The following is a 12,380-nucleotide window of genomic DNA, read 5'->3' as shown; positions in this document are numbered from 1 at the left end:
TCGAGAGTCGATTTTTTTCATCATTCACCCTCCACGGCGGTCAAATGACGGTTCGTCGGCTGTGCAAATGCGTCGCCGTAGAGCATCGCCGCCGTCTCCTGCGCGCCGAACACGATGTTCTGCGAGCCGTTGTAGACATAGTGCCCCCACGGATGCTTGATATGCCCCTCGCGCACCGCCGTCATCTGCGCGAGCGACGGGTCGCTCATGTACTCGCGCCCGTAGGTTTCCTCGTTCGAGCTCGGAATCCGATAGGACGGGAGGAAGATATAGTCGGGGTTCGCCGCGACGAGCTGTTCCTTCGTCATGACCGTCCCGCTCTTATTCCCCGCCGCCGCCTTTGCGTTGATCGCGCCCGCGTAGTCGCACATGACGTCAAAGCTGCACCCCGCGCCGCCGTAGCCCGCCATGATGGAGATAAAGGCGACGCTCTTGCCGCGCTCCTCCTCGGGTACGGCGTCCACGCGTGCCTTGAGCGCCGCGAGCTCCGTCTGCATCATTTCGACGAGCTTTGCCCCGCGCTCCGGCTCGCCCACGGCATCCGCCGCAAGACGGATGTTGTAGATCACATCGTCGAGATTGCGCACCTGCCGGCACGCGACGACGGGAATACCGAGCGCGCGGAGGGCGTCGACCTGCTCGGCGGGCATGAAGGGAATCGTAAAGATGAGATCGGGCTTCATGGACGCCGCCTTTTCCACCGAGGGCATCCGCGGGATCGCGTTCGGCACGCGCTGCGCGTATGCCGCCACGTTTGAGTGCATCGGATCGGTGTGCAGCTCGTCGACGGAGATCATGCGCTCCGGCTCGACGAGTCCGAGCACGATCTCGTCCATCGACATGGAGTAGGTCATGATGCGCTGCGCCTTTGCAGGCACCTCGACCTTCGTCCCCTGCGCGTCGGTGACGAAATGCTTCTCCGCGGGCTTTGCCGCCTGATCGCTCCCGCATCCTGCACCGATGATGGTCAGTAAAAATAGGACGAGCAGTAAAATGCCGCCTAGTCGTTTATCCGTCCGCACGTTCCTCCAGCTCTCCTTCCATCGACAGATAGAGTTCCCGCAACTGCGCAAGGGTCTCCTCCTGCGCCCGCCAAAGTCCGCGGTGCGCCGCTTCGAGCAATGTCTCCACGATGCGGTGCAGCGCCCACGGGTTCACCTCGTTCATCCATTCCCGCATGTCCTCGTCGAGCGCATATTTTTCGGCATACTTCTCATACATCCAGTCCTCCATGACCGCGCTCGTCGCATCCCATTGGTAGCTGTGCGCGAGATAGGAGGCGAGGTCGGAGGCGCCCTTGTAGCCGTGTTTTTTCATGCCGTTGATAAATTTCGGATTCATCGCCTCGGCGCGGAAGATGCGCTTTGCCTCCGCCTGCACCGTGCGGACGCAGGTGCGCCGCCGGTCGGAGCTGTCGCCGCTGTAGGAGCGCGGCGCTTTCCCCGTGAGGGCGCGCACGGTCGCGATCATACCGCCGTGGTACGCGTTGAAATCGTCCGAGCTGAACATGTGCGTCTCGCGGTTGTCCTCGTTCTTGATTGTGACCGCAAGCCCCGCCATGCGCCGCCGAAAGATCTCCGGTTCGTAATTGCCGCACACGCCGCCGCTGTAGGCGTGTCCGGAAAAACGCGTATAGACGGCGGCGAGGTCGTCAAGCGTTTCCCACTCCTTGGATTCGAGCAGTGCGCCGATGCCCGCGCCGTATGCGCCGGGCGGGTCGCCAAAGATGCGGTAGGACGCCTTTTCCCATGCGGTCGCTTCATTTTCGCCCGCGGCGATCAGCTCCGCGGTGTCCTCCTCCATATGTTTGCGGATATAGTTCTCCTCATGGGATTCGTCGAGCGCGCCCGCCATGCGTGCCGCCTCATCGAGCCAGCGCGCGCCGTCGGGCATGGTATCGCGGAACAGTCCGCTGATCCGCCCTGTGACGTCGATGCGCGGACGCCCGAGCTCCGCAAGCGGGATGACCTCGATGGCGCGCACGCGTCCGCTCGGCTGCTGCCATACGGGGCGTATGCCCATGAGGTAGAGGAACTCAGCGATGCATTGTCCGTGACTGCGCATGTTTGAGCCCGCCCAGAGGACGATGCCGACCGCCTCGGGATAATGCCCCTCCTCACGAATATAGTCCTCAATCACGGCGTCACCGAGCTGCTTTCCCAGCTCCCACGCCGCGGGCGAGGGGAGTGTGCGCGGGTCGATGCCGAAGAAGTTGCGCCCCGTCGGGAGCAAATCTGCCCCGCCGCTCGACGGCGCGCCGCCCGGCGCAGGCTCGATATATGCGCCCGAGAGCGCCGTTACCGTATGCGTGATCTCCTCGTCCGTGCGCCGCAAATTCTGCACGATATCCGTGCAGATGTAGGAGAGAACGCGCGCAAGCTGCGCCCGCATCTCCGCATTGCATTCCTCCTCTCTCAGCGTTTCCATAACCGCATCCACGGCATCCGGTGCGAAATCCTGCGCCATCAATGCGGCGACGAGCCGTGTTCCCAACTGCTCAAGGCGGTCAAGCGCCATGCCGTAGGTCGTGCCGTCGGGGAGCAGTGTCCCGCCCGCATCGAGCAGTGCGTCATAGTCATATCCCTGCCCGTCGGCGAGTACGCGTGTGAGTGTGGGAATGTCGCCGTTGTCCATGCGGACGAGGGATTTCACATAATCGACGCGATCCTCTTCGGGCGGCATCCGTCCGAGTACATGAAGCCCCGTGCGAATCTGGAGATTTTTAAGATCTGTGATGTAGTTGTGCAGGCGCAGCGCATACGATTCGAAATCCTCCTCCTCGGGCACCTCGTCCTCGAGATGCGCCGCGCGCGCCGCTTCGCGCACAAGCTCCGCGGCGGCGTCCGCCGATTCGGGCTGCGTGCGGGCAAAATGCCCGTACTCGTCGAGTGCGCGCTCGAGCTCCGCAATATCGTCGCACGCGCCTGCAAGGCTCATCGGCGGCGAGAGGTGACTGATGAGACACGCCGCGCCGCGCCGTTTTGCCTGAATGCCCTCGCCGACAATCGTCATCCAGTAGGGATAGATGTCGGGCAGGTCGCCGATGGAGATGTCGGGGTAGCACGAGGGCGAGAGTCCCGCGTTCTTGCCCGGGAGCCATTCAAGCGAGCCGTGCGTGCCGACATGGACGACGGCGTCCACACGGCGTACCGTGCGCAGCCAGTGATAGAACGCAAGATAGTGATGCGTCGGCGCGGCGTCGGGCGAGTGGAGGAGTTTCCCCGGATCTTCGCCGAATCCGCGCGGCGGCTGTATGGTGATGAGGATGTTGCCCTTTTCGATGCCGGGCAGGATAAAGGTGTCGTCCGCAACGAGCACGTCGCCCGGCGGTTCGCCCCAGTCGACGCACATGCGCTCCCGAACGCGTGCGGGGAGCGTTTCAAAGTAATCGCGGTAATCCGCCGCCGGGAGACGCCCGCAGGCATTTTGAATCTGCGCGTCGGTCAGACAGCGGCGGTCGTTCGTCGCCTGCGCCGTGATCTCGTCCATGAGCGCCTGCGCCGTCTCGGGGATGTCCTCGACGCGGTATCCCGCCTCCTTCATCGCGCGCAGGAGACGCACGACGCTCTCGGGCGAGTCCAGCCCCGCCGCACTGCCGATGCTCGCGTTCGTGGGCGGATAGTTGTGGAAAATAACGGCGATCTTCTTCTCGGCATTCTCTTTGCGCCGCAATACGGCATAGCGATGCGCCCGCCGCGCGAGGAGCTCCATGCGCTCGGGGAGCGCGACATAGACGGACAGCCCGTCCTCCATGCGCTGTTTCGCCGCGATCGGCACGGCGTGGATAGCGCCGTCGAACTCCGGCAGGCTCACGCTGATGGAGACCTCCATCGCGTTCATCCCGATGAGGGAGTCCTCCCACTCCACGCGCTCGGCGAGTATCGTATACGCCTGCAGCCACGGCACACCGAGCCGTACGAGTTCTTCGATCGGCGTCCCCGCCGCGTGCAGGGAAAATTTCAAGCAGCTCACGACGACGTCGACCGCCGGCTCCCCGTCACGGTAAAAGTAACGGTGCAGCGTCTCCGCAAACGGCGGCGAACCGAGCTCTGCGTTCGCAAGCGTATTCGTAAATACAGGGATGACGTTCAGCCCCGCCGCTTCAAAAGCGCGCACGAGCGCCGTGTGATAGGTGAAATCGCCCATGATCCACTCGGAGCGGTAGAATACGATGCCCGCCGTCGGACGCGCAGGGTCGACGTGCGCCGCACGGTACGCCGCGATGTCGGCGCAGTTCCCCCGGTAGTCGGGATGCCACACGCCGTGCCACGGCTGTTCCTGCGGCGGCGGCACCTCTCCCGTATAGCCCCCGAAGCGTGCCGCGAGATAGAACATCGCACCGCGCACGTTCTCCTCCCCGTCAAAGCGGAAATAGCGGCGCAGCTCCATCAGATCGTCATCCGTCATGCCATGCGAAATACGCTCCGCCCCGCTGTTCTCTACGAGGAACGCATGGCATTTCCGCGCGCGCAGGAGATAGGCGGATGCACGTTGAAGAAAGGGGCGATCCAGCCCCGTCCCCATCCATAGGAAGAGCACGGCATCCGCCGCCGCCGAGATGCGCATGTGGGCGGGCGACCATTCGTCCTCGCCCTGCACATAGTATGCCGCACAGGAGACGCCCTCCGGCAGCGCGAGACGTCCCGCCATATAATAATTTCTCGATACGTTGGTATAAAAGGCGATATGCATAACGCCGATAACTCCTTGTTATGATGCCGCGGACAATAAAAAAATCCACCCCTCGGTGGATTCTACGCGCCGACCTGCGGCACAATGCGGTCAATGCTCTGCCGACGCTGCAAATCCCCTCCCCATCGCTCGTGGGTCAAACGGTGACTGTCGGTAGGGCAGTTCTCCCGGCTCAGGTTCACAGCTCCTCTGCACCTTCCCAAAGCAACAGCTTCAGTGGCTCTATCGAAAGACGCACATTTTCACCTTTCGGCAAAAACATCGCGCTTTTCTGCAAATTTGCTCCCCAATACGGTGGCGTGACCGCGCCGGAAACGCTCCGGCTTCTCTATTAAATCCTTGCGGATACCCAACCCGTGCAGTACGGGCGGTACACCACGCAAGATGCTGCGTGCACCGCTCTCTCTGCACATTCTATATTATTTGCGCTTATTATAACATTGATTTTATTCTTGTCAAGTGCTGCGCTCACGAATAGATTTCCATCGATCGTGCAGCCAAAACCATTCCTCCGGGTATTTCCGCACCCATGCCTCGATACGATCGTTGACGTACTGCGTCGTTTGGCGGATATCCGCTTCCTTATCCTCGGTCTTGGGCGCACGGATCGCAGACTCGACGAGGAGCACATGATGCCCGTTCGGCTCCCGATGCATGAACACGGGGAAAATCGGAACGCTCCGGAACCGTCCGATGGACGCCGCGCCTGTGAACGCGTTCGTCTCCCGGCCGAAAAAATCGATGATGATGCCGTCACGCAGACTCGGATCCTGATCGCTGATGAGTCCGATGATCCAGCCCTCGGCGAGCATCCGGAACATCTCACGCACACTGCTGCTGTAGGTAATGTGCATCCCGACGAGTGTGCGGTACTCATTGATGAAGCGATCCATCCCCGCCGAGGACTGCTTCTTGGCGACGCCGACGAGCGGGTAGCCCGCACAGGCGAACGCCCCTCCCATGAGCTCCCAGTTGCCGCTGTGCGAGGTCGCAAAGATCGCGCCCTTGCCCTCCGCCATGACGGCGTTCAGCTCGTCCACCGCGCCGACGATCGTCACATAGTCCGACATGTGCTCCTTCATCACCGGGAAACGCAGCACTTCCATGAGCATCGTGCCAAAGCGCAGGCTGCTCGCACGCGCGATGCGATCCGCCTGCGCCGCGTCCGTATGCAGGCAGCGCATGACCTGTTCGCGTGCGAGCCGTTTGCGTTTTGCCGGGACGAAGATCCATGCGATTTTTGCGAGCGCTTCGCCGAGCAGCATCGCCGCGGTATGGGGCAGCAGACAGATGAGACGGCTGAGGAGTTTTACCGCATAGTAGGAAAGCATCTCAGGCGTCCCCGGAGAGCTTCTTTTCGAGCGCCTTCAGCTTTTTTGCCATCTCCGGCAGACGACGGATCGCTGCCTGTACGCGCAGCCACTCGGCATGAGACTGCACCGGGAACCCTGCGCCGAACGTCCCCTCCGGCATATCGCCGATGATGCCCGAGCGCGCGGCATAGACCGAGTTTGCGCCGATGTTGATGTGCCCGACCGTGCCGACCTGCCCGCCGAACGTAACGTTGTGCCCGACCTTCGTTGATCCGGAGATGCCCGTCTGCGCAACGATAAGACAGTTCGCCCCGATATTACAGTTGTGCCCGATATGGACGAGGTTGTCGATCTTCGTCCCCTTGCCGATGACGGTTGCGCCGAGTGTCGCGCGGTCGATGCCGACATGGGCACCGATCTCAACGTCGTCCTCGATGACGACGCCGCCGACCTGCGGCACCTTTGTATGTACGCCCCGCTCCGTCGTAAAGCCGAAGCCATCCGCGCCGATGACCGCACAGCTGTGAATCGTGCAGCGCGCCCCGACGCGGCAGTGCTCGCGCACAACGGCGTTCGGGTAGAGCGTCGTCCCGTCGCCGATCTCGCTGTACTGCCCGACGTAGGTATGCGGATAGAGCGTCACGCCTGCGCCGATCACAGCGTTGTCGTCCACATAGGCAAAGGGCAGGACGGTCGCGCCCGCGCCGATGCGGACGCCTGCGCCGATGTACGCCTCGTCGCTCACACCGACCGGGTGTTCGATCGCAGGAGTAAAGATCGCGAGCAGCTTTGCAAACGCAGCCTTGGGATCGTCCACATAGATCACCGCACACGAAAAGCCCTCCGTGCCGCCGGGCAGAAGGAGGGCACCCACGCGCCCTTCGCAGGCGCGTGCCTCATCAATATGCGGGGGCACGGCAAAGGCGAGATCGTCCACGCCCGCCTCATCGAGAGCGGCAAGGCTTTTTATGATGCGTCCGGTGTCGCCGCCCGCCCTGCCGCCAACCAGTACAGCAATCTCACCGACTGTCTTTTCCATGCATGATTCCCCTTTTATTGAAGTTTTTGAATGACTTCATCGGTCAGATCTGTGCCGCCGGAGATGACGGTTGGGTACTTCTTTGAGCTGTCCATCACGACGTCGAGTTTCTTATCCTTTACAATCTCTTGGACGGCAGCGTCCATCTTCTGTTCGAGCTGAACGCTGTAGACTTGGTTCAGCCCCGCCATCTTGCGTTGGGCGTCCATCTGTACCTGCTGTACTTCCTCCGGCGTCATATTGGGGTTCGCCTGGAACCGCTGCTGTGCCTCCGCCTGTGCCTCGGCGAGCTTCGTATTGGCTTCCGCAACGAGAGATTGCAGCTGCGGTGCTTCATTCTGCACACGCTCACGATCGACCGTGCCGACATGCACCTGGCCGCAGCCCGCCGTAAAGATACTCGCCGCAAGAAGGACAGCCGCAGGGGCTGCGCTGAAATATTTCATGGATAAAGTTCCTTTCATTCTTTGATGCTCTGCATTTCCTGCACCATCTCCGCTGTGATATCACGCGCCGTCACGGAGACAAGCGGAGTTCGCCGCACGGGAGCAAATGCATCTGCCCCCGGCAGATGTGCCGCGGCGCGCTCCTCGGGCGCGGCGAGGACGAGGGAGAGCTTATGCATGAGCGCGAGCTTTGCCGCGCGGCTGCGCACATCGCGTAAAATCTGCTCCTCAAGGGCATCCGCACTGCTGCGTACCTGCGCCAAGCGCAGGGCGCGTTGCGCCGCCGCACTGCGCGCTTCCTGTGCCTCCTGCGCGCGCTTCATCATCTGCGCGCCGCGTTCCTCCGCTGCGGCGCGCAGACGATCCGCCTCCGCTTTCTGCGCGGCGACGGTCTCCCCCGCGCGCGCCGTCCATGCTGCCTCCTGCGGCTCGATGCGCGCCGCGACACGTGCCGCAATCTCATCCCGCCACGCATTGTAGAGCGCAATTTGACGCGCCCCGCGCTCGGTCTTAAGCGCATCTAGCTGCTGCTCCCAGCCCGCGCGCTCGCGAGCAAGCTCCTCCTCGGAGACGCGCAGCCCGTGCATGGCGCGCTGATTGTCGATCTTGAGGTTGAGGTTGAGGATCGCGTTCAGATACTCGTCGTCGATCGCCTTGCTGCGCGCCTTGTAGTCCGCCTCCGTTTCCTTTGCATAGACCTCCATCAGGCGTTTGCGCTCACGTTCAAGTGCGACGCGCGCCCCGATGACAGTCTGCGCGTTCTTTTGCCACACGGAGTCATCAAATGGCGCGGGATCTGCATCAGGCGGAGTAACCTCCTGTGCGGCCGGCATATCCTCTATGCGCAGCGAAAGCATGCGTTCCTCGGCGCGAAGCTGCACGAGACGTTCATAGGCGGGGTGTGCCGCGAGTACCTCCGTGATCCGAAGGAAAGCAATGTCGCTCTCTTCGGAAGCATGCTCTTTTTTGGGAGTGAGGAACATGAGGAGCAGGAGAATCAGCAGCAGCGCCGCTCCCCCCGCAAGAATCTGCCCGCGCCTTGTGTGCCAAAGTTCGCGCATACGCCCGTCTCCTCCCGCGCTTTCCTATAAAAATGTACCGAGCAGCGCTCTGCCCGGTACATATGCGCATGTCAATATCGTAGGATGTGGATTACTTGCTGAGCTGCTTGATGACATCCTGCGTGATGTCCTGTCCGCCATAGACCACAGCGCCCTTATCGATGACGACGGAGAGTCCCTTCTTCTCCGCGACGCTCTTCACGGCGTCCTGAATGCTCTTCTCAATCGGCTCCATCAGCTCTTCATTCTTCTGCTGAAGGCGCTGACTCGTCTGCTGATAGTAATCGGATTTCTCCTGATCATTCATGTTTGCCGACTTCGACTCAAAATCCGCCTGTGCCTCCTGCGCAGCCTTCTGCATCTCTGCACTGGCCGCCGCGAGCTGCGGATGCTGGCTGCCGACCTGACGGTAGTCCACAACACCGACCGCGGACGACGCCGCCGACGCAATGCCCGAGCCGCTCTGCGTGAGCGCGAGCGCAACCACCGAGCCGACGAAGACGACGGCGATGAGGATGCTGATGAATTTAACCTGCTTCTTCTCAAGTTTGATCATGAAAAAATCTCCTTTTCCTATAAGAAACTCCGGCACGAATGCCGAATGCACTCATTATAACAAAGAGTGCGCCGCAATTCAATATCATTTTACTTTGCGATAAGAGGAAAGCGCGTTTTCAAGATTCATCGCGATCAGCTTATCGTCTTGAAAGGTCACGCGGGCTACGCGTCCGTCGGGTACCGCCCACCCGTAGGTCTCTGTCTCGGCTCCCGGGACGACGCTCTCGCCGAGCTTTGTTCCGTCCGCACCAAGCGCATAGCGTACGCCCACAAGGTTCATCCCGTAGGTGAGCGTATCGTATTTTGCCTTGGTCACGGAACCGTTCACCGTCTCGGCAATCTCATCCGTTGCACGGAGCTCCTTGCTGACGAGCCGCGGATAAGAGAGCGGATTGTTGAGCCAATTCTCATGCAGGAACGTGCATGTGACCACTTTGTAGGGACCGTCCTGCCACTCATAGGTATCCGTGTAGACGCCGCTCTCGATACTCTTGCCAACGTGGCGTCCCTTTCCGTACATTGCCTCGACATCGCCGCGCGTCATCCCCGGTTCGATAGAAGCAAAATTCTCAGCAGTAATCACCTGCTGCGGGTCGCGTTCTCCCTGAAGAGCCCCCGATCCCGGTGCACGCTCCGCCGACTTTCCTCCGCAGCCCATGATCAGCATGGACGAGACAACAAAGACGGCGGCTGCAAGACCTTGCTTTTTAATGTTCACCATGGCTTCCCCTCTTTCTCCGTGCCCTTACGGGCACAACTCTCCTAACAATTCCCCGCAGAATAGTTATGTCTCAATCATACACCATACGGCGTAATTCCGCAAGATAAACACATAAAACCGCTTACTCCTTCTGTGCCGCACGCCGGTAGATGCGCAGCTTCGTCTTCTGCGCAGGCATCTCGCCAAGCAGCTCCCACTCCTCCGCCGCAAAATTCTCGGTAAAAGCGTCGAAGGCGTGCCGCTCCACCACAAGATAGACCGTGCGGTCACGCGGCAGCTCGTCGAGCGGAAGGAACGGCATAACGTTCTTGCTGTTCCAGCTCATCTCCTTTGGTGCACGCGCCGCAATCTCCTCGCGCGCCGCGAGCTCATACATCGTGTGCCCCGTATAGTAGGGAACGGTCGCCGTATAGTCGCCGTAACAAACGAGCAGATCGTCGGCTTGTATCTGCGGGCGGATGAGCTCCGCCGCTTCCTTCCCGCTGAAATGCCCGTCGTGCATCGCGTAATTCGTCACGAGGAGCACCACGGCGAGGTACATCCCGACGCCCACCGTCCCTGCAGCGCGCAGGACGCGAGGATTTTGCAGCAGCAGACGCGCCGTGAGAATCGCCGTTGGCAAAAAAGCGGGGAAGCTGTATGTCGGGTACTTCGTCGCCATACACTGAAAGAACAGCGGCACAACAATCGCCCAAACGAGCAGGAACTGCGCGCGCACATCGATCACAGGGCTCACGCGCCACGCGCGAAAGAGTGCGAGCGGCAGCGCAAAGCTCCACGGAAACATGCCGAGGAAATAGATACCGAGATAGAAATACCACACGTTCCACTGTGCATGCTCGGAGACCGTCGCGCGCAGGACATTGTGAATTCCCAGGAACGTATTCACGAAATCTGCGCCGTGCGTCAGATACATATAACAGTACCACGGTGCGCAGACCGCGAGGTAGACCGCGAGCCCCGTCAGAATCCGAATGCGCACGAGTGCACCAAAGTCCCGCCGCAGTACGAGAAATACGAAGATAACCAGACCGGGCAGGAGAATCCCGATGGGTCCTTTGGTCAATGTCGCCAATCCCGCACAGGCATACGCGGCGTAGAAATATCCTCGCCCGCCCGTTTCGTAGCCGAGGAAAAACGCCGCAAGCGTCCCCCCAAAAAAGACAAAAAGGCTCATATCCGTAAGAATGAGCTTCGCAAGCACGGCATAGAGCACACAGGAGCCGAGGATCAGCGTCGACCAAAAGGCTGTCCGCTCGTCATAGAGGCGCCGCGCAAAGGCGTAAGTCAAGAGAAGCCCGAAAACACCGAAGAGGGCGGGGAAAAACCGCGCGGCAAAATCTGTCACACCGAACGCAGAAAACGCCGCGATCAGCTCCCAGTAAAAGAAGATGGGCTTATCATACCAATAATTGCCATAGATCTGCGGCGAGAGATAATCCCCCGCAGCGAGCATTTCCTTCGCGGTCTCGGCATAGTTCACCTCGACAGGTGCCGTAACGGGCAGGGCAGCGTTGCCCCAAAAGTAGAGAACGGCGAGCAGAAAGAGCGTGCCGCCGTATTTCAGACTGTCGTTCATACCTCCTCCTCTTTCGCCGCCCCCTGCCGGTTATCCTGCGCGATGAGGTAGAGCGGGCGGTTTTTGACCTCCTGCAGGATGCGCGCGATATATTCTCCGCAGATGCCGAGCATCATCATCTGCATCCCGCCGAAAAAAGCACAGCAGACGACGATAGTCGACCATCCCGGCACCGTCTCACCGCGCATGGTCTCAAAGAGAACATGCAGGAAGAGCAGTACGGAAAAGAGCGCCGAGAGCATTCCAACGTAGAACGCGGCGCGCAGCGGCTGCACCGAATACGCAAGGATACCGTCGAGTGCAAACGAAATCATCTTGTGCAGGGAGAACTTCGACTGCCCGGCGAATCGCTCGTGTGCCACAAACTCCACAATTGTCTTACGAAATCCCATCGAGCCGACGATACCGCGGATGAACCGTGCATGTTCGCGGTAACGGCGCAGTGCAAGGACGGCTTTCCTGTCCATCAGACGGAAATCCGACCCGCCCTCTTGAATCTCTACATCCGAAAGTGCGTTGAGAAGACGATAGTAATATTTTGACGTCAGACGTTTGAGGAGGGACACGCCCTCGGTCGTCAGACGTACTGTCTGTACAATCTCAAAGCCCTCTTCCCATTTTTTGATGAGTTCCGGCAGAAGTTCGGGGGGATGCTGCATGTCGCCGTCCATCGTGATCACGGCATCGCCGTCCGCATGGTCGATGCCGCAGGTCAGCGCGATCTGGTGACCCGCATTGCGCGCCAAGAAAATCGACTGCACGTGTCGATCCGCCGCGCCGAGTTCCAGGAGGATTTCCCTGCTGCCGTCGCGGGAGCCGTCGTCCACAAAGAGGAGTTCGTAATCATAGGGGAGCGCTGCCATTACGACGGCGATGCTGCGAGCAAAATGCGCAATGTTCCCCTCCTCGTTATAAACGGGAACAACAATGGAAATTCGTTTCACTATGCAGTCTGTGCCTCCTCTCCCCTG

General features: G+C 60.5%; 10 protein-coding genes and 1 riboswitch. All 10 genes read right to left on the bottom strand.

Translation table 11 applies throughout. The features are described from left to right. Positions 1–20 precede the first annotated feature (20 nt). Complete coding sequence (locus HMPREF9162_RS03600; protein WP_009438283.1) at positions 21–1,022, bottom strand: ABC transporter substrate-binding protein; 1,002 nt, start codon at positions 1,020–1,022, stop codon at positions 21–23. Then, positions 1,009–4,692 (bottom strand): cobaltochelatase subunit CobN, encoded by a 3,684-nt coding sequence (gene cobN / locus HMPREF9162_RS03595; RefSeq protein ID WP_009752580.1) that lies wholly within the window; start codon positions 4,690–4,692, stop codon positions 1,009–1,011. The genes HMPREF9162_RS03600 and cobN overlap by 14 nt, the downstream gene beginning before the upstream one ends. Before the next feature lie 139 nt (positions 4,693–4,831). Beyond that, a riboswitch (cobalamin riboswitch) is annotated at positions 4,832–5,060 on the bottom strand. Positions 5,061–5,147: 87 nt separating this feature from the next. Then, on the bottom strand, positions 5,148–6,023 hold the full coding sequence (locus tag HMPREF9162_RS03590; RefSeq protein ID WP_009752747.1) for a lysophospholipid acyltransferase family protein: 876 nt from the start codon (positions 6,021–6,023) through the stop codon (positions 5,148–5,150). A 1-nt stretch (position 6,024) separates the two neighbouring features. Further along, complete coding sequence (gene lpxD, locus HMPREF9162_RS03585; RefSeq protein WP_009752525.1) at positions 6,025–7,044, bottom strand: UDP-3-O-(3-hydroxymyristoyl)glucosamine N-acyltransferase; 1,020 nt, start codon at positions 7,042–7,044, stop codon at positions 6,025–6,027. 14 nt (positions 7,045–7,058) lie between these two features. Beyond that, a complete protein-coding gene (locus tag HMPREF9162_RS03580) occupies positions 7,059–7,490 on the bottom strand; it encodes an OmpH family outer membrane protein (RefSeq protein ID WP_009438261.1) in 432 nt (143 codons plus the stop codon). 14 nt (positions 7,491–7,504) lie between these two features. Continuing rightward, positions 7,505–8,551, bottom strand: coding sequence for a hypothetical protein (locus HMPREF9162_RS03575; protein WP_009752744.1), 1,047 nt, complete (start codon positions 8,549–8,551; stop codon positions 7,505–7,507). Between the two features lie 91 nt (positions 8,552–8,642). Next, entirely contained in the window at positions 8,643–9,107 is a 465-nt protein-coding gene (locus tag HMPREF9162_RS03570) for an OmpH family outer membrane protein (RefSeq protein ID WP_009349717.1), read from the bottom strand. An 84-nt stretch (positions 9,108–9,191) separates the two neighbouring features. Then, positions 9,192–9,830, bottom strand: coding sequence for a hypothetical protein (locus tag HMPREF9162_RS03565; protein WP_009438219.1), 639 nt, complete (start codon positions 9,828–9,830; stop codon positions 9,192–9,194). Between the two features lie 121 nt (positions 9,831–9,951). After that, complete coding sequence (locus tag HMPREF9162_RS03560) at positions 9,952–11,409, bottom strand: glycosyltransferase family 39 protein (protein ID WP_009752639.1); 1,458 nt, start codon at positions 11,407–11,409, stop codon at positions 9,952–9,954. Continuing rightward, positions 11,406–12,353, bottom strand: coding sequence for a glycosyltransferase family 2 protein (locus HMPREF9162_RS03555; protein ID WP_009752714.1), 948 nt, complete (start codon positions 12,351–12,353; stop codon positions 11,406–11,408). The genes HMPREF9162_RS03560 and HMPREF9162_RS03555 overlap by 4 nt, the downstream gene beginning before the upstream one ends. Positions 12,354–12,380 lie beyond the last annotated feature (27 nt).

Source organism: Selenomonas sp. oral taxon 137 str. F0430, from assembly GCF_000183625.1.
GTDB lineage: Bacteria > Bacillota > Negativicutes > Selenomonadales > Selenomonadaceae > Centipeda > Centipeda artemidis.
This window is presented reverse-complemented; position numbering and strand designations above follow the sequence as displayed.